The 23,887-nt window shown below is 68.7% G+C and carries 15 protein-coding genes, 2 tRNA genes and 1 riboswitch; of the genes, 5 read left to right on the top strand and 12 right to left on the bottom strand.

Annotation, left to right across the window (positions count from 1 at the left end; genetic code table 11):
• From LBC97_16005 to LBC97_15985, 5 genes are all read right to left on the bottom strand, one after another.
• A partial coding sequence (locus tag LBC97_16005; GenBank protein ID MDR2567523.1) for a hypothetical protein occupies positions 1-356 on the bottom strand: 356 nt, incomplete at its 3' end.
• Positions 340-1,917 carry an ATP-binding cassette domain-containing protein gene (locus tag LBC97_16000; protein MDR2567522.1) on the bottom strand — a complete coding sequence of 526 codons (1,578 nt, stop codon included), beginning with the start codon at positions 1,915-1,917 and terminating at the stop codon, positions 340-342. The genes LBC97_16005 and LBC97_16000, both read right to left, overlap by 17 nt.
• Positions 1,914-3,404, bottom strand: a complete 1,491-nt coding sequence (locus LBC97_15995) for a hypothetical protein (GenBank protein MDR2567521.1) — start codon at positions 3,402-3,404, stop codon at positions 1,914-1,916. The genes LBC97_16000 and LBC97_15995 overlap by 4 nt, the downstream gene beginning before the upstream one ends.
• A 10-nt stretch (positions 3,405-3,414) precedes the next feature.
• A complete protein-coding gene (locus tag LBC97_15990) occupies positions 3,415-4,794 on the bottom strand; it encodes a hypothetical protein (protein MDR2567520.1) in 1,380 nt (459 codons plus the stop codon).
• Positions 4,791-6,002: a terpene cyclase/mutase family protein gene (locus LBC97_15985; GenBank protein MDR2567519.1), complete on the bottom strand. Its 1,212-nt coding sequence runs from the start codon at positions 6,000-6,002 to the stop codon at positions 4,791-4,793. The genes LBC97_15990 and LBC97_15985 overlap by 4 nt, the downstream gene beginning before the upstream one ends.
• Before the next feature lie 112 nt (positions 6,003-6,114).
• A riboswitch (cobalamin riboswitch) is annotated at positions 6,115-6,263 on the bottom strand.
• A 1,511-nt stretch (positions 6,264-7,774) separates the two neighbouring features.
• Between LBC97_15985 and LBC97_15980 the strand changes: the two genes are divergently transcribed.
• Positions 7,775-9,511 (top strand): DUF4352 domain-containing protein, encoded by a 1,737-nt coding sequence (locus tag LBC97_15980; protein MDR2567518.1) that lies wholly within the window; start codon positions 7,775-7,777, stop codon positions 9,509-9,511.
• Here LBC97_15980 and LBC97_15975 read toward each other — a convergent pair.
• The 4 genes from LBC97_15975 to LBC97_15960 form a co-directional block, all read right to left on the bottom strand.
• Positions 9,492-9,647 carry a hypothetical protein gene (locus LBC97_15975; GenBank protein MDR2567517.1) on the bottom strand — a complete coding sequence of 52 codons (156 nt, stop codon included), beginning with the start codon at positions 9,645-9,647 and terminating at the stop codon, positions 9,492-9,494. The genes LBC97_15980 and LBC97_15975 overlap by 20 nt on opposite strands.
• A gap of 189 nt (positions 9,648-9,836) precedes the next feature.
• Complete coding sequence (locus LBC97_15970) at positions 9,837-10,496, bottom strand: hypothetical protein (protein MDR2567516.1); 660 nt, start codon at positions 10,494-10,496, stop codon at positions 9,837-9,839.
• A gap of 180 nt (positions 10,497-10,676) precedes the next feature.
• The gene (locus LBC97_15965; protein ID MDR2567515.1) at positions 10,677-10,841 is read right to left on the bottom strand and encodes a hypothetical protein; all 165 of its coding nucleotides are present in this window, start codon (positions 10,839-10,841) and stop codon (positions 10,677-10,679) included.
• A gap of 261 nt (positions 10,842-11,102) precedes the next feature.
• Positions 11,103-11,195: transfer RNA gene (locus LBC97_15960), tRNA-Ser, on the bottom strand.
• A 60-nt stretch (positions 11,196-11,255) separates the two neighbouring features.
• On the opposite strand from LBC97_15960, the gene LBC97_15955 reads away from it, so the two are divergent.
• Positions 11,256-12,323, top strand: a complete 1,068-nt coding sequence (locus LBC97_15955; GenBank protein ID MDR2567514.1) for an alpha/beta fold hydrolase — start codon at positions 11,256-11,258, stop codon at positions 12,321-12,323.
• 249 nt (positions 12,324-12,572) lie between these two features.
• On the opposite strand, the gene LBC97_15950 is transcribed toward LBC97_15955, so the two are convergent.
• Positions 12,573-13,550, bottom strand: coding sequence for an NAD(P)H-quinone oxidoreductase (locus tag LBC97_15950; protein MDR2567513.1), 978 nt, complete (start codon positions 13,548-13,550; stop codon positions 12,573-12,575).
• A 71-nt stretch (positions 13,551-13,621) separates the two neighbouring features.
• Between LBC97_15950 and LBC97_15945 the strand changes: the two genes are divergently transcribed.
• Positions 13,622-14,032, top strand: coding sequence for a PIN domain-containing protein (locus LBC97_15945; GenBank protein ID MDR2567512.1), 411 nt, complete (start codon positions 13,622-13,624; stop codon positions 14,030-14,032).
• Between the two features lie 43 nt (positions 14,033-14,075).
• Positions 14,076-14,167, top strand: a tRNA-Ser gene (locus LBC97_15940).
• Positions 14,168-14,840: 673 nt separating this feature from the next.
• On the opposite strand, the gene LBC97_15935 is transcribed toward LBC97_15940, so the two are convergent.
• Together LBC97_15935 and LBC97_15930 are read right to left on the bottom strand one after the other, a co-directional pair.
• Positions 14,841-15,566 (bottom strand): LuxR C-terminal-related transcriptional regulator, encoded by a 726-nt coding sequence (locus tag LBC97_15935; protein ID MDR2567511.1) that lies wholly within the window; start codon positions 15,564-15,566, stop codon positions 14,841-14,843.
• A 186-nt stretch (positions 15,567-15,752) separates the two neighbouring features.
• A complete protein-coding gene (locus LBC97_15930) occupies positions 15,753-16,985 on the bottom strand; it encodes a hypothetical protein (GenBank protein ID MDR2567510.1) in 1,233 nt (410 codons plus the stop codon).
• A gap of 334 nt (positions 16,986-17,319) precedes the next feature.
• Between LBC97_15930 and LBC97_15925 the strand changes: the two genes are divergently transcribed.
• Positions 17,320-22,539: a DUF6531 domain-containing protein gene (locus LBC97_15925; protein ID MDR2567509.1), complete on the top strand. Its 5,220-nt coding sequence runs from the start codon at positions 17,320-17,322 to the stop codon at positions 22,537-22,539.
• The last annotated feature ends 1,348 nt before the right edge of the window (positions 22,540-23,887 follow it).

Here is a 23,887-nt window from a genome sequence, read left to right as displayed (position 1 = left end):
GAGCCGAGCGGCCGGACCGCCGCGATCGCGGCGGACAGCACGCCCAGCAGCGCCAGGGTCTTCGCGTCCATGCCGCCCTCCAGCACCTGCGCCAGGATCAGCAGCATCATGGCCGGCAGTAGCACCATCAGCAGCGCCGAAGAGGCGAACGGGTCCGCGCCGCTCCCGCCGAAGAACGGCCAAAACCCCAACCCCAACGCCGCCAGTGAGGCCACCGCCACCGACGATGCCGTCCCCCACCTCAGCCGCAAAGCCACCGTCCGGCCCCGGCCGGGCCGGGCGTCCCCAAACCCGCCCGTGCCCGAGCCCGGACCTGAATCCGGACTCGCCGCCCGCGCGTCAGCCGCCCGGCTCATCGGGGACTTCCGGCGGGTCGGCGGGCGGGGCGGTGAGGGCCTGCGCGGCCAGCGCCTGTTCGAGGGTCAGGATGGGCGCGGGGGACATGACCTTGGCGATTTGGGGGGCGTGCGCGGGGACCTCCAGCAGGACTTCGGCAGCCGGGCCCGCGCTGACCAGGCGGCCCTCGGACAGCCACATGATGGTGTCCGCGGCGACGGCCAGGAACTCCACGTCGTGGCTGGCCACCAAGACGGCCGCGCCCTTGGCGGCAAGGGACTTCAAGATCGTGGCCAGGCGGTCCTTGGCGGCGTAGTCCAGCCCGCGGGTGGGCTCGTCCAACAAGACGACCCGGGTTTCGGCGCTCAGCTGGATGGCCAGGGCCAGGGCGAGGCGCTGGCCCTCGGACAGGTCGCGGGGGTGGGCGGCCCGGTCGATCCCGGGCGCCAATTGGTCCAACAACGCGCCGGCGGCGGGCGAGGGAAGCTCCCGCGCGACAGAGTCCGCCCAGAAAAGGTCGGTCGGCTGGGCGGGCACCAACATCACGTCCGGTCGTGGCCGCCCCTTGGGGTCCCGGACCAAAGCCCACAGCAGGGACGTCTTGCCGGCGCCGTTGCGCCCCATCAGCCCGGCGATCCGGCCGAAGGCCAGGTCGAAGCCGACCCCCCTGACGGCCTGGACGCCGCCGGGATGGGTGACCCGCACATCGCGGACCGGCCACACGGCATCGGACGCCGGGGCGGGCGCGTCGTCCTTGGCCGGGCTGGCCGAAACGGGCAAGGGCGCGGCCGCGCGGGCGGCGCGGCGGGCTTCGCGGACGGTCAGGGGCAACTCGGGCCAGCCCAGGGCGCGGGCCAATCGGACCAGCGGCGGCGCGACCGGGCTGGTCGCCAACTGGTCGCGGGGAGGCCCGGCGGTGACCGACCCGTCTCCGTCCACGCGCACAATCCGGTCGGCGAACTGGATGACGCGCTCCAGGCGGTGCTCGGCCATCAAGACCGTCAGGTCCAAGTCGTGGACCAGGCGGCCGATCGCCGCCATCGCGTCCTCGGCGGCGGCCGGGTCCAGGGCGGACGTCGGCTCGTCCAAGACCAAAATCTTCGGGTGGGCTGTGAGCGCCGCGCCCATGGCGACCCGCTGGGCCTGCCCGGCCGACAGGGACCCCGGGTCGCGGCCCCGCAACCCCGCCAACCCCAACAGGTCCAGGATCTCCTCGACCCTGGCCCGCATGGCCGTTGGCGGGACGCCCTGCTGCTCCATGGTGTAGGCGAGTTCGTCCTCGACCCGGTCCGTGACGAACCCCGCCGCCGGGTCCTGGCCCACATACCCCACCAGGCCGGCCATCATCCGCGGCGGGTTGGCCTCGGTGGAACGCCCGCCCACCACCACCCGGCCCGTCAACCTGCCCCCGGTGAAATGCGGGACCAACCCGTTGACGGCCTTCAGCAGGGTCGACTTGCCCGCCCCCGTCGGGCCGACCACCAACGCCAACTCGCCCCGCTCCAACGCCAAGTCGACGTCCCGCAGCACCGGCCGCCCGGCCCCCGGATAGCTGAAACCCACGCCCTCGAACCGGATCACGACTGGTCCGCCCCCTCCCCCGGCCCCGCCGGGACAACCCGGCCGGCCAGGCGAAAGCCCGCTCGGCGGACGGGACTGCCCGCAACCTGGCCGGCGGCCGCGCGTCCCGCCGTCTCACGGTCGGCCGGGTCTGCGGCGGGGGTCTGGTCTGGGTGCTGGGGCGGGGTTTCGTGCCCGTGTCCGTGCGGGATATGAGTTGGCCCGGCGTGCCCGAGGCCGGGAGTGCCCTGGGACGGCCCGGCGTGTCCGGGGCCGGGCCCGAGCCCAGTTGGCCCGGTGCCAGAGGAAGTTGGCCCCGCCGGGACGACTCGGTCGGCAGGCACGGGGGTCTGGTCCGGCTGCTGGGGCGGGGTTCCGCGCCCGTGTAAGGGGCCGGGCCCGAGCTCAGTTGGCCCGGCGCCAGAGGAAGTTGGCCGCGCCGCGCGGCCGGCCGACGCGGGGACGGCCCACAGCGGCATGAAGACGCACGCCGCCAACCCCGCAAGGGCCGGCCACGGCAGCGGCGGCCACCCCAGCGAACCAGGATGCAGCGCGCGCGAGCCGGTCAAGGCCGGGGACAACGCCAACCCCAGGGCGCACGCCGCCGCCCCGCCCGCGATCAGCCAATCACGGGCGCTCCAACCCTCGCGGCGCAGCCGTGTCGCGCCCACGTCCGCGCCAAGCCAGCGCAGCAAGAACCCCGCCGCCACCACCGAGGCGGCCAACACCGGCCAGCCCGCCGCGCCCCGGCCGCTGGTCACGCCCAACGCCCCGCCGGCCATGCCCGCCAGGACCACGGCGCTGGCCAGCGCCCGCGCGCCCCGAACAGCCCGCCCGACCCGCCGCCCGGCCGCGCCATAGCCGCGCGACTCCAACGAGGCCGCCAACTCCAACGATCGGTCCAGCGAATCCGCCAAAACCGGGAACACGACCCGGTGGACCGCCTGGCGCCTAGACGCCGCCGGCCCGCGCAGCCGCGCCGCCCGGCGGACTCGGCTCACCGACAACGCCAACGACGGGAACACCGTCAACGCCACCACCACCGCCGTGCCGACCTGCCTCAGCGCGCCCGGCAACGCCGCCAACACGCGCTTCGGGCTGGCCAGCACATTCGCCGCCCCGACTGCCAAGATCAGGCAGGCGAGCCGCAAGCCGTCGCAGAACCCCAGGTACAACCCGTCCCAGGTGACCGGGCCGAACAACACCAACCCCGCGCCGCCCGGAACCGGCCACACCGGCAAATGCCACGCCGGCAACGCCAGCGCGACCGGCCCCAAACCGCCTCCCGCCGCGCCGAACACCACCCGGAACCCGACGCGGACCACGACCACCGCCGCGGCCAGCCAAACATACAAACGCAGCGTCAACGCCCAGGCGGCCGGCACCCGCCGCAACACCGCCACCGCCAAAGCCGCCGCCGCGACCAAAGCCAGAATCAACGGGTTGGTGGTCAACGATGCGCACCCCGCCAACGTCAACGCCCACAGCCACCAAGCGCCCGGATGCACCGGGCCCGCCTCACCCACGTCCCCGGCGGGACGCCGCCGCCCACGTCCCCACACCCGCCAACGCCACCAACAAAGCCGCCACGATCGTCCCCGCCGGCCCGTCCGCACCCGAACCCGCCGCCTCATCGTTCCGGCCGCTCGACGCGCCGCTCTCGCCAATCCCACCGCTCGCGGTCACCCCGGTCCCGGTCGCGCGTTCGTCCCCGGCCACTTCTTCGGCGCCGCTCGGCACGCTGCTGGCGCTCTCGGCCAGCCCGCTGGCCGTCGCGCCGCCGTCTTCGCCCGCGCCGCCGCCGGATTCAGTCTCCGCACCAACCCCGCCGCCGCCGGTTCCGCCGTTGTCGGCTTGCCCGCCGCCCGTGCCGGTAGCGCCTCCGTTCAAACCAGTTCCGTCCCCGTTATTACCCCCGCCTGAGCCGCCATCTCCGGAGCCGTTCCCGCTGCCGCCGCCTGATCCTTGACCCCCGTCCGAGCCGTTCCCACCACCCGAGCCGTTCCCACCGTCCGAGCCGTTCCCACCACCCGAGCCGCCAGCCGCCGCCAACTCCGGCACCGCCAACGGCGGCGGGTCGCCGTCCCCGAAAGACCAGGCCACAATCGTGTCAACCGGGGTCCGCAAGGTCGCCGCACCCGTGGTCGAATACACCCATCCGCCGCCCCTACCCGTCCACAACGACCAGTAGGCGTCCGCCGGCGCCCCGTTGCACGGGTCCGGATAGCCGTCGATTTGGCAGACAAAACCGATCTGCCGGGGCACGAATTCGTAGGTGAAGCCCGCCGCCGCCGTCGCCGCCAACGCCGACCCCACCGTGTCCGTGACACACCGCACCGCCGGTTGCGCAAACGCCCCGCCCGCCACCACCACGGTGACGCCCTCCCCGACCCGACAAGCGCCGTCACGTCGGCCGCCGCTTTCCCCAACCCGCACGATGCCGTCCAACCGCCCCCCAGCCCACCCCCCGACGGTCGCCGGTCGGGTGGGCAAGCGGACGGCATCGGCGGCCAGGCCCGGCGGCACCCGAGCGGCGCCGTTGAGCCGCCCGCCGACCCACGCGGGCTGAGAGCGCGACGGGGCGGCGTCGGCGGCGAGGCCCGGCGGCACCCGAGTGGTGCCATTGAGCCGCCCGCCGACCCACGCAAGCCGAGCTGGTGAAGCGGCGGCATCGGCGGCGAGGCCCGGCGGCGTCCAGGTCGCGCCCTCCGTCCGCCCCTCGGCCCACCGACTGACGTGGGCGGTTGTGGCGGGTGGGCGGACGGCATCGGCGGGCTGTTGCTGGACGGTGGCCGAACGGTCGGGGACCTGGGTAGTGGGCGGCTGGGCTGACGCAGGCAGCGTCAGCAGGGCCAAGCCTAGGGCGGCTGGCCAGCGGAGAAGCGCGAACGGGGTCACTTGGGCGGGATGTCGAGAAGGTCCAGGTAACTGGTTTGAGTCAGGCCCAGGACGCCTTGGGCGGTGGCTCGGAGGTCGCCTTCGGCGCCGTCTGCGGCGGGGAGGGCGGCCGTCTTCGGCAGTTGCCAACCGCGCAGAGTTTCCAAGCCCAGCGCCGCGGCGTCCTTGGCCTCGGGGGTGTCCACCAGGCTCAACGCGCTGACGGCCAAGGCGGTCGAGTTGACCGAATCCGCGCCGAAGCTCTGCCAGCGGCCGCTTTCGGTCTGGGCGGCGAGCAGGTAGGCGACGGCGCGGTCGGCGGCTTCGGGCTGGCCGGCGGCGAGGAGAGCTTGGAGCACAATCGCGGTGGTGTCGACGTCGCCTGTGCAGGGCGGGTCGGTGTCGAACATGGACGGGTAGGAGCCGTCCTCGCAGGCCACGCCCACCAATCCCGCCACCGGATCCGCGCTGAGCCCGTCCAGCATGCCGAGTTTGACCAGCAGCATTATGCCGAAGGCCTGACCCGCCGGCGTCGAGTTGTCGCCCCATTCGGAAATGTCGCGGAAGCGGCCCTCGGGCTTGAGGCGTCCGGCGACTGACGCGGCGAGTTCCTGCGCCGACTTGTATTCGGGGGTGCTCTGGACGCCGGGCGTCAGGTAGGCGAGCGCCAGCTTGCCCATGGCCGAGGGGTAGGCGGCCTGTTCGCCGTCGCCGGCGTAATCGATCGCGGTATCCCGCAAAGCCAGCCAGTCCGCCACGCGGCGCGCTGCGTCCAAGTCCCCGACTGCGACCAGCGCCCACATGACGTCAATGGTCAACCCGGCGTCGGTGAACTTGTCGCCGTCGTATTCAACCTCCGCGTGCGAGCCGTCAACAAGGTTCTGGGCCAGCCACTCGGCGGCCGCGCCCGCCGATTCCCCGGTGGCGTCCCCGCCGGCGGAAGGCGTCGAGGTGGCGGCCTTGGTCGCGGGCGGGGGAGTGCCGGACCCTTGCGCCTCCGGCGCGTCGCCGGAGCACCCCGCGAGGCTGATCGCGGTCAGGGCGGCCAGCAGGGCGGCGGCCGTTCGGCCGGCAAGGCGGCGGCGCGGGTCACCCCCAGCAAAATGGGGACGGTACCTATTTCCGGGGCCGTCCCCGCCCGCCCGAAAACGGGGACGGTACCTATTTCGCTCCCCGTCCCCGCCGACTTGCGTGGGCGCGGGAGTTGTCTCGACATGCTGAGATGACATGGGTTCTAGGAGAGTCGGCAAGCTTTTGACCCTTCGGGTGTAACGGTGCGGCGGACCGCCGCCCGGGCCTGCCCGCCCAGCGACGCCCCGACCGGCAAACCTCGACAACGGTTAACGGAGCCATTTGCCCGGCGGGGTTTTCCGGCTTGCGGCGCCCGGCTTGGCCAGGCGCCCTTTCACGGTTGCGGGTCAGCGCCGGAATCCCACCGGCTTGCCCCCAAAACCCGAGCAGCAGACCGCACCAGGTTACCGCGTCCCACCGGTCAGGGCCCTCTTCGCCCGCGCCGCGGCCAATGCCGTTTCCCCTCCACGGGGCGGCAGCCGGCGTCATCCCCCGTCCGCCCCGCAGCGCCCGGTGTCGTTTCTCATCCACCCTGCGGTGCCCAGTGTCGCTTCTCATCCACTTTGCGGTGCCCAGTGTCGTTTCCTATCCTCGGGGGTTCTCCGTAGTGGCTGGTCACAGCGGTGCGGGTCGCGGGAGCATGGATAGGAAACGACAATGACCGCGCTCCAGTGGATACGGAACGACAATCGGCGCGCATCGGTGGATAGAAAGCGACATTGGCGGCAAGACGGAGCGCCGCCAATCCGTGCCCCGCACCCGCTGTGACAGCCGCTGGTGGGCGTCCGACAATCAGAACGTGGCGGGGGCGGCTCGCGGCTTCGCTCCAGGCCGGGCATGGGCTAAGGTCAACTGCGTGCCAGGTGTGCCAAGCGATGCTCCACTCACGCGCAAAGCCTTGCGCGAGGCGGCCCAGCGCGAGCCTTCCCACACCACGCAGGTTGGGGAGGCCGCTTTGCCCCCCGCCGATGCCGTCCCCCCACCCCCAGCACCAACCCCCGCCGACACCGGGTCGTTGACCAGAGCCCAGCTACGGCGTCAACGGGGCCCGGAGGCAGCCGCCACCGGACCCATAGAACCGATTCGCGCAGAGTTGGCGGAGCCGGCGCCGCAGCGCAGCCGCCCGGTGGTTCGCCCCGGCGGCTCATGGGGAGCGCTGCGTCCGGCCGCGAGCCAACAGGAGCCCGAGCAGCCCGGCTCGGCCCATCTACCCGGCGATTCGCCCTTGCCGACCCAACCTGCAGGGGGCCTGACGGCCCCGGAGGCTCCCGAGTACAGTCCGGCCCAATCGCCCCGCGATCTGCCCGCGCCAGCTCGGCCCGCAGGAAGTCCGGCGGCTCCGGCGGTTCCCGACTCCGCCCTGCCCGGTCCGGCCCAATGGCCCCGCGATGTGCCCGCGCCGGTCCAGCCCGCAGGCGGTTTGGCGGCCCCGGCGGTTCCCGCATCTCCTCTGCCCGTTCGGGCGCGGCCGCCCCGTGATTTGCCTGAGCCGGACCAGCCCGCAAGTGGTTGGGCAGCGCCCATGTCCTCGTCGTCCGAGGCGACGGTCCCGGCACCGCCGCCAGGCCCGCCGGCCGGTGGGGCCTTTGCGGCCACTGGCGAGCCAACCGACGAGTCAGCCCGCGCCGAGCCGCCTCCTCTGCCGCAGCGGCGGCGGGGCGTTTCGGCAACCGGCGCGCCTGCGGCCTCCGGCCCATCCGGGGTGGCCGCAGCGCCCGAATCCCCGCCGACGGCATTGGCGCCGCCGGCCTATCCGTCCAGCAGGCCGGAGCACGTCACATCTTTCGCGGACCTAAAACCGCTGGCGATCCAGCCGCGTCCGCTGCCTCGTGCGCCCCAGCCGAGCAAGCTGCCCCGGCTCTCCACAGGGCCGCGCGTGCCCGAACACTGGGTTCCGGATCTGCCGCCCCGCCCGCCTCAGCTGGGACCGGTGGAGTCGGCCGGCTTCCAAGACGCCGTCGCCGCGGAGACCGCGCGGATCGAACCCATTGAGCCGATTGTCGAGTTGCCCGCGCCGCCTCCTTCGGAAGGCCAAGTCGGCCCGGACCAGCACTCCGGGCCGCTGCCGTCTCGGCCTAAGCCAACACCGTCTCGCCCGGAGCCAGCGCCTTCCCGCCCGGAGCCAACGCCGTTCGGCGGGCCGGGCGACTCGCTGGCGGCCGCCTCCCTCAGCACCGCCACACCATGGTCGGTGCCACCGGCGCCTTCCTGGGAGCAACTCGCAGCGGTCGCGCCGAACGAACCTGGTTGGGAGGACTCTGGCTCGGCCTACCGGCCGACAGCGACCGCCTGGGCCGAACCTGCCGCAGCCGGCGGGCCGGTCCCGGCAGAGCATGGCTGGGGGGAACCCGGGACCGCCCGACCACCCGAGCCGACGCCTTGGGTCGAACCTGCCGCAGCCGGCCTTGGCCCAGCGGCCGGCGGGCCGGCCCCCGCAGAGCATGGCTGGGCGGAACCCGGAACCGCCCAACCACACGGGTCAACGCCCTGGGCCGAGCCGATCGCCGCTGGGCTTCCCGGCGAACCGGGCGGCGGTCAGCACGAACCCGCGGTGGCCGGAACACCAGGCGGGACGCTCCCGCCCGGTTCGCCAAGCGGCCAGCCGGTCGAGCCGCAACCAGCCGGGCCAATTCCGGCCTGGGAAGAGGTTGTGGGCGGTGCCGTTCCGGGTTCGCCCGCATGGGAAGAGCCTCAGGCAGGCCAGGCGGCGGCCGCGCCAGCGACCCGCGAATCAGAACCCGGCCAGGTCATCCCCGACTGGGAAGGGCTGACGCCCGCGACCCCGCCGCAGGTGGACCCGGCCGCGATCCCCGCCCATTCGCCAATGGTGCAGACCGTCCGGTACCGCAACCGGCAGTTGGCCGGCCCCGACGCCCCACCGGCGACGGAGGCGCCAGCCCAGCCCGGTACCATCCCGGAGGCGCCCGGCGCGGGCCACCCAACTGGGGGGGAAGAGGGTGGCGACTGGACGGCATCGGGCACGGGGGTGGAAACCGCCGCGCTGGGGCCGGGCGAAGACGCCGGACGCGAAGACCAATGGCACCATAAGGCGTCCTCGGCGCTGGGCTTCCACCGGTCGAAACACCACCTTACGAAACGGGAAACCGCCGGGGTGGTGGTGCTGGTGGTATTGCTGCTGGTTGGGATAGCCGTGGCGGTGTTGGCGCTGACCGGCAACCTGCCCGGCGGGCGCCAGGCGGCCCCACCGTCGCCCACGCCAACGGTCCAACTCCCGCCCGCCCAGCCGGAACCGGGCTCTCCGGGCGCCACAAAGTGGTCGTTGGAGCAGAACTTCCGGGCCGGCGACTTTGTGCTGGTCCTCGATTCTTATGAGGACGGGCTGGCCGAACTGGCCGACCCGGGCTCCGAAGTGGCCGAGAACGGCCAATGGGTCCTGGTCGGGATCACCGTCAAGAACGCCGGCACCGAAGACGGCACATTTCTGCCGGAACAGCAGTTCCTGATCACGGACAAAGGGAAGGAATACCCGAACGAGCCGCTCTCGGCGCTGAAGCACGCGGAGTTCATCCTGGGCGTCAACGCGATCAAGCCGGGCGGCTCCCAGACCGGGTTCCTGGCCTTTGACATCCCGCTGGAAGACCGGCCGGTGGCGTTGAGGTTCATTGGGCGGATCGGCGAACCGCCCATCACGGTGCCACTGGGATGACTTCGGCCGCCCCGCCCGCCCCGCCCGTGCCAACCACCCCGCCGGGCCTGACCGGCGCGGACACGCCGTCTGCCCCGGCCCGCGTGCGGGGAGACTGGTGGATGACCGTCTGGTTGGCCGGCGCGTACCTGATCACCAGCGTGGTCCTGATTTACCAGTCGCTTGGTCCGGGCACCACCGGCGCCAACGACGTGCGGCTGTACGCCTGGTGGATGCAGCAAGGCGAGCTGACGGGCGGCTGGCTGGGAATCGACTCGTCCTGGGTTTACCCGGTCGGAGCCCTGGTGCCGCTCCTGTTGTCCTCGGTGTTGGGCACGGGCACCGCCTACCTGGCCGTCTGGTGCGCAATGGTGGCGCTGATCAACCTGGGGACGGCCGTGGTGGTGGTGCGCCATTTTGGGGTCGCGCGGGCGGCCGGGCCGCTGGTCGGATGGTTTGTGTTCCTGATGCTCCTGGGCCCCTGCGGGATAGCCCGGCTGGACGCCGTCATGATGCCGTTGGTGCTGATGGCGCTGGTGGTCGCGTCGGCTCGGCCGGCTTTGGCCAGCGTGTTGCTGACCTGCGGCGCGTGGATCAAGGTGTCCGCCGGGGCGGTGTTGATTCCCCTGGTCGCGGTGGTCAGACCCTGGCGGGAGCAGCTTCTGCGCGTGGTCGCGCCGGCCGGCCTGACCTGCGTCGCGGTGGTCGGGCTGCAGCAGGCGGCCGGAGGCCAATGGCGTTTCTTGACCAGCTTCGTTGAGACTGAAACCGATCGCGGGCTGCAGATCGAGGCCGTCCTGGCGACCCCTGTGGTGCTGGGCCACGCTTTCAAAGGCGAGCAACTGTGGGCTTGGAACGACGTGCTTTCCACCTCGGAAACCTGGGGACCCGGCGCCGAATTGGCGGTCAAGATCAGCGACGTCGCCATGCCCCTGATGGCGCTCGCCGTGGGCGTTCTGGTGTGGCTGGCCCGGCACCGGCCCACGGCGGCGCTGCTGACCGGCACTCTGGCCATGATGAGCGGGCTGATCGTGACTCACAAAGTGGGTTCGCCTCAGTTCGTGGCATGGCTGGCCCCGGCCGCCGTGGTGGCCCTGTGCTTTGAGCGGCGGCTGCGGTTCTGGCTGCCTGTGGGCATCGCGTTGCTGGTCACGGCCGCGTTGACCGGATGGCTCTACCCGTGGGGCTACATTCCGTTCTTGGGCGGCGACCGGTTGATGCTGGCGGTTTGGGTGGTCCGCAACCTGCTCCTGGTCGGCGTGTTCGTTTTCGCGCTGGTCGAGTTGGTGCGCTTGTGGCGGTCCACTCGCCTTGAGACGGGCGGGAGCCCGGCCGCAGGCGGGTCCAGCATTGACGGTGCCAACGCTGGCGGTGCCAACGGTGACGGCTCCAAGGTTGACGCGGCGGCGGGGTTCGGCCTGGCCGTCGACCGGGGCTCCGCGCCGAATTCTGATGAGGCAGAGGCGGCAGACGTGGTGGACGCGGACGACGTGCCGGGCGTTCCGGACGAAGCGGTTTCCGCGCACGACGGTGGAAATGCTGGGGCCGGGGTCGACTCCGTCCCAGATTCCTCCAGCAAAGCTCAGGGAAGCGGGAAATCCCGTGCGACTTCTGGCGGAGGCGGGGGGATTCGAACCCCCGAGGGGGATCAACACCCCCAACCCGCTTAGCAGGCGGGCGCCATAGGCCTCTAGGCGACGCCTCCGGACAGCTTGACCAGGTTACAGGGCTGAGCGTGGGTCGGCAAAAGGGGGATGATAGGTGAATGGAAAACACTGAGCCCGCCTCCGTTTGGATCCCCGATGTGTTGCCGGGCTTTGAGCAGCGCCCGCTGGATTTGCCGGGCGGCGAGTCCGCTACGTTGGTCCGCCGCCGGGCCGCCACCAGGCCCGCCAAGCCATCCGAGCCGTCCAGTTCCGGCCAGCCCGCCGACTTGACCGGCCAGGACCAATCCGCCGATGCCGTGCCCCCCGCCGCCCTCCCAACAGCCAGTTCTGCGGAGCGCCGGCCCGCGGTCCTTTATCTTCACGGGTTCGTCGACTATTTCTTCCAGGTTCACCTGGCGGAGGCCTTCGAGGCTCGGGGATACCGTTTCTACGCCGTGGAGCTGCGGGGTTACGGCCGCTCGATCGAGCGGTCGCTGGACCCGGGGCGCCCGAACTTCGTGCCGGAGATCGCGGCGTACGCGGAGGACCTTGACGCCGCGGCGCGGGCCATCGCCGAAGAGGAGGGCCACTCGGAGTTGGTCGGACTGGGTCATTCGACCGGGGGCCTGATCATGCCGTTGTGGGCCGCGAAGCGGCCGGGGCGGCTGCGGGCGCTGGTGCTGAATTCGCCCTGGCTTGACTTCAACGCGAACTGGTTCATGCGCGTGCCGTTCACCCAGTTGCTCCGGCTGCTCGCCAAGGTGGCGCCCATGCTGCCCATTTCCGGCATCAAGATTCATTACGGCCGCGCGCTGCACTGCGACACCGGCGGCGAATGGGATTACGACCTGCGCTGGAAGCCGCATGACGGCTTCCCCACCTACCCGGTCTGGTTTTCTTCGATTCGGCGTTGGCAGGCGCGGGTGGCCAAGGGCCTGGACCTGGAGTGCCCGGTGCTGGTCATGACGTCGCTGCGGCGGGGCGACCCGGTCCATCACCATCCGGAGCTGGTCACCACCGATTCGGTCCTGAACCCGGCCCAAATGTGGCGCCTGGCGCCCAAACTGGGCGCGGATGTCGAGGTCAGGGCGCTGGAGGGCGGCGCCCACGATTTGTCGCTCAGCCCGGAGCCAACCCGCACCCGCTTCCTGACGGAAACTCTGGACTGGCTAGACCGCGCGGCCTAACACACCGCGGGGACGGTGATTTCTTTCGAAGGTCGGGACACTCGTCAAGCTCCGCCCGCGTGCCTTTCCCCCGACACGGGGACACTCCTCCACATTGGGGACGGTCATTTCTTTCGAAGATGGGGACACTCATCGCGGTGGCCCACCGGCCGCGACCAGCGCAAACACGGGTCCAAGGTTGACCAAGCGACGACTGTCCCCGCAGTTCAAAGAAATCACCGTCCCCGTGTTGAAGGGTGGGGACACTCCTTAGTCCCAGAGGAGCAGGATCTTGCCCACCACCGACCCAGACTTCATCAGGGAGTGGGCGGCCCCGGCCTCCGACATGGGCAGGCGCGCGCCAATCACCGGCGCGGAGCGCCCCGAGACGACCAGCGGCCAAACGTCGCGCCTGACCGCCCGCCCAATCGCGGCCTTGTCGCCGCGCTCCCGCCCGCGCAGATTGGTCGCCATGATCCGGTGCCGGTGGCTCAGCATCCGCGCCAGGTCGACTTGGGCCGCGCCGCCGCCCATCAGCCCGATGATCGCCAGCGTCCCGCCCGCCGCCAACGCTTTCAGGTTGTTCTCCAGGTAGGAAGCGCCAACCACGTCCAGAATGTAGTCAACGCCGCGAAACTCCGTGCCCTCAAGCACCACCTTGGCGAAGTCCTCGTTCTTGTAATCAATGCCCCGCGCCGCCCCCAGCTCTTCGCACGCCCGCGCCCGCTCGGCCCCGCCCGCGGTGGCGAAGACCGGCGAGCCCAGCGCCGCGCCCAGCGTGATCGCCATGGTCCCAATCCCGCCAGCGCCCCCGTGCACCAGCAGCGGCGCGCCCGCCAGATAGCCCGCCTCCCTCAGGTTCGACCAGACGGTGCAGACCGACTCCGGGGCCGCACCGGCGTCCGCCAGCGCAAGGGCGCCGGTGACGGGAAACAAGCAGGCGGCATCGGCCACCGCGTACTCCGCGTAGCCGCCGCCGGGCAGCAGCGCCGCCACCTTGTCGCCCACCGACCAGCCTTCGACTTGCGGCCCCAATTCGGCGATCACGCCCGAGCACTCCAGCCCCAGCAGTTCAGACGCGCCGGGCGGCGGCGGGTAGGCGCCGCGAGCTTGCAGCAGGTCCGCCCGGTTGACGCCCGCCGCCGCGACTTTGACAAGAACCTCGCCCGCCCCCGGGCGGGGCGCCGGCACCTCCCCGACAACTAGCTGGTGGTCACGTCCAGGATTCTCAACGACGATGCCGCGCACAGGACTTAAGTCTAGTTCCCCGCGTCGGCCGCACGGCCGCGCAGGCGGCGTGAGATCGGTAGGCTTGGTCCGTGCGCTACTACCTCGACGGCACCGCCATTGTCTGCGCCGTTGGCGACTCGCCCGAATCGGACGCCCTCCGCGAATGGCTCGACGGCCACGAATCAGAATTGGTCACGTCGATCCTGTCCCGCTGGGAGGCGGGCGAGCAGCTAGCCATGTTGGAACACGACCGGCGGATGCGCATTTACGACCAGATTGGCGGCATCCCGGAGATCCCGGTCTCCGGCCGCGCCCTTGAGATCGGCTCGTACGCCGTCTCCGCGGTCTCGCCATATGCGGCGTTGCATGTGGGCCTGGCCCAGGCTGAGGAAGCCGTCACCGTGGTGATCACCTACAACACCGAAGTGGCCTCAGCGGCGCGGCTCTACGGGCTCCGGGTCGTCACGCCGGGTCGCGACCCGGGCTGGTACATGCGCTGACGGCATCGTGCGCCGCCGGGGCAGCCTGTACCCTGGGAACCCTGGAGAGTTGCCGGAGCGGCCGATCGGGACGGTCTTGAAAACCGTTGATGCGCGCAAGCGCATCCGTGGGTTCGAACCCCACACTCTCCGCCATATGCGTCTTACTCAAACCCTTGGCAGAGTTTGACGGGGGCAGGCACTGGCGCTGGCGGCAGTGGCCGACTAACAGGGCTTTCGACCGGCGGGGTGAAGATGAAATTGCCCACTCGTTCTTCGATGTAAGACAAAGACCTACACTCGCCGCTGAGCGTACTTTTCTATCTGGCCGGGGACGCCGAATGTGGGATTCTATCTGGGCGCGACCGGCGAATGTAAGTTCCTATCGTTGAGTAATTCACGTATGGCCTGGTCGGCCGGGTGAAGCCTGGTGCCGACAAGATGAAATCCTACTTTCGCTTGCTCATGCCAGATGGGAACCTACATTCACCCGCTGGCACCAGATAGAAAGCTACACTCACTCGCCAATGCTAGATGCGAACCTACACTCGTCGTCTGTTACCAGATAGAATCCTACACTCCGACGCTCAAGCCAAACGCTCAAGCCAAACGAAGTCCCGCATTGGGCAATCCGGAAAAGGAAATAGGTCGCCTCCGCCGCCGAAAGGCGGATTTTGCTACGCCGCTATCTCGTTTCAGCCCTCAACGCTTCGCGGCCGAGGAGAAGTGTCGGAATTGGGCCGGACGAAGGAAGGGAGGGGAGTCGCTGTTCCCCGCAGCTTGCCGCCCAGCGGGCGCGGCGCGTGCCCGGGGTGGATCCGGCAGGGCGTTACTGGCCTGGGCCGTTGAGGTCGCCGGGGGCCAGGCCGAGAGCGCGTTCAACGTCAGCCGGGGCCAGAGCGGGGTCGATGGCCGCTTCGACCAGGAATTTGGCCATCTTCGCGTTGACCGCCCTCAGGTGGCCCTCGGCGGTCTCCCGCGAGATGCCGAGTCGGCGCGCGAGCGCGCCCCACGGTTCGCCGCGCGCCCGCGCCCCCAAGACTTCGGCCTGGCGCGGCGTCAACTCCGGCAGTTGGCGGCGCCTATTCAGCATTTGCGCGAGTTCCAGCATTTGGGACGGAACCACCAGGTGCCCGGCGGCCACCCGGAGGAACGCGGCCGCGTTGTCCTCCAGGCTGTCGGACTTCCGCGCCAGGCCGACTGCTCCCGCCGCGAAACACTGCGCCAGCACCAGGTTGCGCCGCTCGTCAGTGTGTATGCACACGCGGTAGCCCTCGTTCGTGAGCCGCTTGATCGCGCGGGGTCCTTGGAATGCGTCCTCGTCGAGGGTCCGACTGAGCAACAGGTCCAACACCACTATGTCCGCCCTGGGCTTGGCGGCCAGTAGAGCCTCGACTGTCGCGTACTCGCCCACCACGTCCAGCATTGGGTAGGCGACGCGGAAAGTCGATCGCGTCAAACTCTCGTCGTCAACAACGGCCGCCGACGGGCGCGCTTCGGGCCGTCCGGCGGGGTGCTCGGCGGGCACTGTGGCCTCTCTCGGGTAGGGCTCCAAGCCGCGTCCGTTGACGGGGGCCTTCAACGGGTTGGCTGTTGGGCGGTGTGGCGAATTGCAAATCAACGCCACCGTAGCAGGAGCGGCGACCGATGGGTAGCGGCGGGGCTGCAGGGCGTGGCGGCCGCCTACGGCCCAGGCGGACTCCGAAACACGATCAAGACAGCACCGAGATGAGCGCCAGGGTCAAGTTTGGGGGTTCGGGGGAGAAACCCGCGCGCGGCCCCGGATGAAAACGCAGGTTCCCTCTCCGGGGGCCGAAGAGACCTCGACGGTCATGCCTTTGGTCTGGGCAGACTCGATCACTTGTTTCTGCAGCCCGAAGCCTCGGCCGGTGTGGTCGGTGTCGAACCCGTCCCCGTCGTCGCAGACGGAAACCTCCCAGTCCCCGTTCGAATAGTCGGCGTGAACCACCACCTCGGTCACCTCCGGCCCGGCGTGGAACTGGACGTTGTAAAGCAACGCGACCAGCGCGGTCTCAAGAACCAACGCCTCGTCTTGGCGAAGCGGGACGCCGCGCCCCAGGGCCGCGCGCACCTCCAAGGGAAGATGCTCGAAGCCTTTGATAGACGACCAGACAACCTTGTCCAGGGTCACGGATTCCTCAGGCGCGGTTGAGTCGTGTTCCGGGGGAGCCAAGAAGTCGGCGCGGAGGCGGTTGGATTCTCGCAACGCTTGCTCGCGCAGTGACGGCAGGATTCCCGGGGGAATGTCGCCCAGGCCGAAGTGGGCCAGCAATCCTGTGGCGTTGTGAACGTAAAACCGGTACTTGTCGCGCTCCAGCCGAGCGGCCAGCTCAGCCGCCCGCGCTTGGCTTTGGTCGGCGGTGCGGCCAAGCCGGCGCACCGCCGTGAAGCAGACGCCCGCCGCTGTGGCGAAGATCACCAAGGCCAGGGCGTTGACGACGGCGGTCACAATAAGCGCCGGGTTGTCCGCGGCCGCTGGCGACACCGTCAGGACATAGGTGGAGGCCAGCAGGACGGATATGGCAATTGGGCGCCACCGCGGCTGCTCCCATGCGGCGGTGGTCGGCGCGACCACCGCCACGTAGCCGTAGGCCCAAGCGTGCCAAGTCCCGATCAACAACTCGGGAGGCAGGCTGCGTCCGGTCACCACCAGGCCGAGCATGGCCACGGCCACGTCCGCGACGCACCACCAGTACGGGGATTGCGCGAACGACCCGCGACGGGCGACGCAGACGAACAGGCAGACTGACCAGAGCGCCGCGGCGGCGCACATCATTCCCGAGGCCAAACGCATTTCGGATGCCGCCATGAGACCGACCGCGGAGACGGTCATCTGGACCACCAATCCGGCCCTGAACACCGCCAAGCCGACCAGAACTGCCCGTTCAACTGCGCGTTCGGAGGGTTTCGGTTGAGGCGGGGAGGGGCACGGTGACGCTGCAGTCGTGGCCATGCCTCCATCCTGGCTCAGCCTGCCCGGCCACGGCTACCTGGAAAACTACGCCCACAAATGCGGGGTTGTTTTTCGGTCGCAGCAAACTCGGGTCTGGCTGGCGGCAATGAATTCCAAATACCGTTCAGAACATGCGGTGCGCCCCTACCTTCACGCAGGAGTTCGGCTGGCCTCAGCCTTTCCATCTGCCGTCCACAGGCTGTCCACGGGCCGACAGGGCATTTCGCCCGTCCCCGCCGCCGGCCAAGGCATGGCAACCGCACACCCACAAGCCACAAGCCACAAGCCCACAAGCCCACAAGCCCACAATCAACCATGAAGGAGTGAGGTTGCCATGCGACGTCACGGTTTCTTAGTAGCAATGACGACGGCGGTCGCGGTCGCGGCGTCAACCCTCATGCTTTCAGCGCCGGTGGAGGCGGCCGCCCGCGCGACCGTTGTGCTGGACCCCGACAACGACGTGGCCCATGTGACCTGGCCCGCTTATGGGCTGGTGACAGAGTTGCCGCTCAACATTCGGCTGGCCAACGAGGTGAAGACCCGCCTGCAAGATAACTGCAAGGCGAATGTGGTGCTGACACGGGACAATCCGAACGTGCCGACGGTGCCGGTGGCGACAAGGCGCGCGGTGGCGGAGGCTGCCAACCCCGACCTTATGGTGACGGTGGCGTTCAACGCCCTCACCGGCTCGCCGTGGGGTGTGCAGACCGACGGCGGCCCCAGGGCGTACGCGCCGCCCGAATACGCCGGCTTCGCCGCCAAGTTCCTGAATCAGGTGTCGGCTTTCACCGGCCGCCCGTCCACGTTGGGGGTCGGCACGGCGCCGCTCTCTCCGTGGTACCCGGGCTACTCGGGTCTGCCCTTCCCATACGCGCAGATAGAGGCGCTGTTCCTTGACCACAATTACGACCACGAGGTCATTCTTGATCCGGAAGGGCGCGGCTTCGGGTACATCGCGGACGGCGTCACGGCGGCGATTCAGGACGAGTTGGTGGCGCGCGGGCTCAGTTGCTCGAAGTACCCCAGCCGTCCCTCGGCGGATGAGTTGGCCCGGTTGCGCAACCTGGGGTACCAGAACTTCTTGCGCTACGGGGCGGACCCGGTGTCCATGTCGACCGGCAACTTTGTGACTTCAGAGGCCCTCTTTGAGCTAACGGGCGTGGGCTCCCAGGTCGTCGACACCACCTTGCACTACAACGCCCAGTCGGGCCTGGATTCGCAGGTGGGCACGGGATGGTCCTTCGCCTACGGCAGCTACGTGCAGCTCTTCGACGACGATTCGGCGGGGGTGACGCTGGCCGACGGAAGGTCGTTCCTGTTCGAGTCGAACGGCTCCGGAGGATTCGTGGGGCCAAGCGACGCCTACGCCACGTTGCGCTATGACGGAGCCACGGCGTTGGTCTGGACTTCGGCCAGCGGCGACGAGTCGATGGGCTTCGCCTTGGATGAGGACACCGGCCGGGCCGCATTGACGTGGACGCGCGACCGCCAGGGCAACACCATCCGCCTCGCCTACAACGGGACCGGCGATTTGTTCCCCAAGCTGTCCGCCATCACGGATCAGGCGGGGCAAACGGTCGCGGTCGCAACCAACAGCCAGGGCCGGATCACGGCGTTCACCAGGCCGGGCGGCGCCGTGTGGAAGCTGGGCTACTCGAACGACGGCGACCTGGTGCGGCTTGAAAGCCCCGCCGGCCGGGTCAAAGGCTTCGGTTACGACAGCGCCCACCGGATGACCTCGGAGACTGGGGCGGACGGGGTGGTGTGGTTGCGCAACACCTACGACCAGCAGTCGCGGGTGGTCAAGCAGACCACCTCCATGGGCTACACCCGGACCCTGGTGTTTGACGACGCGGCCAAGACGACCACGTTCACCGACGCGACGGGCGCGGTCACCGTCTACCACTGGAACGATTTGAAGCAGGTCACCAAGGTTGTCGACGCCTTGGGCGGGGTGACGTTGACGGAGTACACGAACACCGCGCTGACCGCCGCGGAGGTGACGCCGACCGGCGCGAAGACGAGCTATGTGTACAACCAGGCGGGCTTGCCGACCAAGGTCACCGACCCGTCCGGCGCGGTCCAAACGCTGGAGTACAACAATTCCGGGGACGTGGTGAAGGCCACGGACCAAGGCGGCCCGGACGGCGCGGACCGGTCAACCGCGTTCGAGGTCAACGCCCAAGGTCTGCCGACCAAGGTGACCAATCCGGACGGAACCACCGTCACCAGCGTCTACAACGCCAACGGCGATGTGACTTCGGTGACTGACGAATTGGGTCAGACCACGACCATCGCCTATGACAGCCGGGGCAACACCACTGCGGTGACCGACCCGACTGGCGCGACCTTCTCTTACACCTACGACACGGCGAATCGGCTGACCTCGGCTAAGGACCCGTTGGGCGCGGTGACCAGCTACGCCTATGACGCGGACGACAATCTGACCAAGACAACCTATGCGGACGCCACCTGGGAAGCCTGGGAGTATGACGCGAACGCGCAGGTGGTCAAGTGGACGGACCAGCGGGGCGCCGTCACCGCCTACCAGTACGACACCGAGTTGAACCTGCTCGCCACCACTGCCCCGGACGGCGGGGTCACCAAGTACGGGTACGACAAAGAAAACCGGCTGGTCAAGATCACCGATCCGCTCGGCCACGCGACCGGTTACAGCCTTGACGCGTTGGGCCGGCCGAAAGCCATCACCGACGGCCGGGGCAACACCACGAAGACGGCCTACGATGCCGCCGGGCGGGTCACAGCCGAGACGGACGCCGCCGGGTTCACGACCTCCTACGCCCGCGACGCCCGCGGTTTGGCGACCCAGGTCACCAATCCCGACGGCGGCGTCACCACGGCCGCATATGACGCGGCCGGCCGCATCACCGCCGTGACCGACCCGTTGGGCGCGGTCACCAGCTACGGCTACGACTGGCGTGACCAGGTCGTTTCGGTCACCGACCCGGATGGGGGCGTGGTGGCGCGCGCCTATGACGCCGCTGGGCGCTTGACCGCCGAAACCGACCAGCGGGGCGCGACCACCGCGTACACCTTGGACGGTGCCGGGCGGGTGACTGCGGAGACTGACGCGTTGGGCGGGGTGACGGCGTTCGCCTATGACGCGGCAGGCAACCAGGTCGCCGTCACCGATCCGAACGGGAACACGAGCAAAGCCGTCTACGACGCGCTGGGGCGGGTCACGGCGGAAACCGACGGCCTGGGCCGCACCACGCAGTACGCGTTGGACGCGGGCGGGCTTGTGACGGCGGTGACCGACCCGTTGGGCCGGAAGACCTTGACTGAATACGACCAGGCCGGACGCGCGGTGGCGGTCACCGACGCGGGCGGGCACAAAACCAAACTGGCCTACGACCTGGGCGGAAACCTGGTTGGGGCGACGGACGCGGACGGCATCGTGACCCGGTATGGCTATGACGCGAACGGAAACCTGGCGTCGGTTGTGGAAAACGCGGTTGAGGGCGGGCCGAGCACGAACCAGCAGAATGTGACGACCAAGTACGGCTACGATCCGCGCGATCTGCTGGCGACCATCACGGACGCCAACGGCGGGGTGACCGCGTTCGAGTACGGCGCGAACGGCCAGGTGTCCAAGGAGACCGACCAGATTGGCCGGGTGACGGTGTACGGCTGGGACTTGGCGGGACGGCTGGCGAGCGAGACGGCCGCGACCGGCGTGACCGCCAATTACACGTACGACCTGAGCGGGAATCTGACCAAGCGCGCCTATTCGACGGGCAAGGCTGAGACGTTCGCGTATGACGAGGTCGGCAACCAAACGCTGGCGGTCAACGCCACCGGCACGGTGACGACCGCGTACGACCTGCTGCGGCGGGTCACCACGACCACGGACGCCGGCGGGCACACCTTGGCTTACGGATACGACCCGGCGGGCAACCGGACCTCCCTGACCCTGCCCGGCGGGGAGAAACTGGCCTACACCCTGGACGCGGCCGGCCAGACCACGGCGATTGACAGCCAACTCGGGCAGGTGACGGTGGCTTACGACGCGGCCGGTCAGCCGACCGCCGTCACGCGAGGCGACGGCAGCGTGGTGACGACCTCGTACACGCCAACCGGCCAGATCGCGTCCCTGACCACCGTGGGCGCGAAAGCCAAGCAACTGGCGTCCTTCGCGTACACCTACACGGACACCGGCCTGGTCGCGTCCCGCACCAGCCAAGTCGACAAGGACAAGCCGGTCACGGCCACGTACGCCTACGACCCGCTGGGCCGGTTGGTCGCGGACGAGGGCGGCGCGCTGCCGTCCACCTACGTTTACGACGCGGTCGGCAACCGCGTCCAGTGGACCGCCCCCAACGACCCGAGCACCGTCAAGAAGGACGATTGGATTGTTCAGGACAACGCCTACGATGCCGCCGGGCAGCTCACCCAGTCCGTCCAGACCCGCCGCTACTGTGGCAAGAAGACGAAGATCGCCACCACCACGAACACTTGGGACCTGGCCGGGAACCTGATCCTTTCCAGCACCAAGACCGGCACCGCCAAGCCGAATTTGATGGGTTATCAGTACGACGAGGCGAACCACCTGACCGCCTACGGCGAGGACCTGACCCTGGAACTGGAGGAGCGGAGCCCCTCGCTGACCGCCCTCGAGTACAAACTGGCCGTCAAGCACGCCGTCACCTTCACCTATGACGCGCTGGGCCGCGTGGTCAACCAAGACCTCAAGACCGAGCATGTGACCTGGACCCATGACGGCCTGGACCCGGTCTACGCCATGGACGGCAAAACCCCGGAAATCTACCTTCGGGACGCCTACGGCGAACTGCTGGGCCAACAGGTCGGCAAGAAGGGCACGCCCGAGTGGTACATCCAGGACGCCCTCTACTCAATTGTGGGCACGGTCGAAAAGGGCAAACTCCAAACCAAGGACACCGACTACACGGACTACGGAATCCAACTCAAGGACCTGAACCTCCGGTTCGGCTACAGCGGCGAACGCACCGACCCCGAAGACAACCAGGTGGTCCACTACTACGCGCGCACCTACCAACCAACACTTGCGACTTGGGTTCAGGCTGACTTGTATCGAGGAACTCTTGAGCGGCCCGTGACGGTTCAAAGGCACGAATTCGTGGGCGACAATCCTTCGACATTCAGGGACTTTCTAGGGTACTTGATATCGATCATTCCCACGGATCTATTCGATCGGGCTGGCATCGAAACAGGAAAGAAGATCCAGAATCAGGAATCCCCGCGCCAAAGGTCTACGACTCCGTACCACCTGATCGACAAGATCGAGATTATCAAGGACAACGGTGAAGGTGGAACGACAATTCGGGTCACGCCGACCACTCAAGGGCGCTTGACGCTGTTCCTCTTCAGTCCGGGCTCTCCCCGCGATCTGATTGCAGAGTACTGCGGGAAAGTCGGCAACCAATACTGCACTCAGCAACTGATCTGGCAACTTCAGTGTCATACTGCGGTCGTCTTCAAACAATCCTGGAATCTGGATACCCAAAAGACTCGCAAGTCATACTGGGAGACCATCTTCAGTGGGTGCAATTAGGCCGAAATGCTGCTCTCTGCCTGGAGGAATTGGTCAAAGCCTTTGGTTGTGGCTCGAAGAAGCCAAGTCGCCGTGCAGTTAGGTGGTATGGTGGTGGCTCGTGGAAATCGCTTGAGGAACAGCGGCGCGGTGGCGGGCGCGATTGTATCAAGGTCGCCGGCGGGGCCTGTGGCAATTAGCGCAGAGCATATTCCGACTTCGGAATTGGTAGATCGCCCGCTTGGTGCGGCAGCGGATTTGGTCGGCGAGAATGTTGAGTTCGGCGACGTAATCGAATGGTTCGTCCGAGGCGGCTGTCTCCGTGATCTGCCTGGCGCGAGTGAACCCAACGGAGGCTCTATGAACGAAGTGAATGGCCAGATCTGCGAAGCGCGGACGGAATACGCGCGGCCCGACCAAGCTTTGCACACGGTGGGCCGGTGGGCCGGGTGCCCAAGCGAGGTATTCCTGGAAGATGTACACGATCCGAGGGTTGAAGTTGATCGCTTCCGGACTTCTCCGAGAAGTTCGGGTTCGCAGAGCTGCTTTCGAATAGCAGCAGTGGATCAAGACGCGGTCGGTGCTCAGGTGCGCGGCCGGGCGGAAGTTGGCGGTGGCTGGTGCCGAGCCATCAAAGACGCCACCGATGCGAACAGCTGGGACCGTGGTCTGTCAAACGCCCTATGCGCGGGAGAGTCTAGTTGCAGGGCGGTTGCGCTCGAATTGGGAGGGGATGATCTAGAGATTCACAAGGGCAGGCAATGGGTGCTCGCAGCGCCTCAACGGCGGCACGCGACCCCCTATCAGTTCATGCGTATATTTGATTCGGGCGACTGTAGGCCCTATCGAGGGCATTTGAAAGCCTCGCGCCGGGTAACGTCGAATCCGGCACGGCAATCATCCAAAGGGCGACACGCCAGGCGCTGGCAATACGCAGGCAAGGGGGCATTACCCTTGCGCCTTGGTGCTGTAGAGGCCGATGAGCAGGTTTCCGGAACGGCGAGTCGGGAATGGCCTGCGGTCTTCGCAGCGCGCTTTTGGGCTTATCGCGAATCATCAGTACGCGGAGGAATCGCTGGATCCGTACGCAGAATGCCTATTATGCGCCATCGCGAAGACGGGTCTTCGCGCCGCAAACACCTCTCGGGTTGGCGTCACACGCGTCCGACAACGAGTGGCGTCACAGCCATTCCGGAGTACCCGCGAACTTGCGGTAGTAGTGCCTATGCCGCGCACACGGGCAAGAACCTATGGGAGATGCGACACGTAGGGACACGCAGCAGCCAACGCAGAAGCCGCCAGGTGGTCACCGCTGGGCAAGACGGTCGGTCGGCCTTACGATGACGAACGAGCAGGTCTTAATGCTGAC

This window comes from Bifidobacteriaceae bacterium, from assembly GCA_031281585.1.
Classification (GTDB): Bacteria; Actinomycetota; Actinomycetes; order Actinomycetales; family WQXJ01; genus JAIRTF01.
Note: the sequence above shows the minus strand (reverse complement) of the source record. Positions and strands in the feature narration are given on the sequence as shown.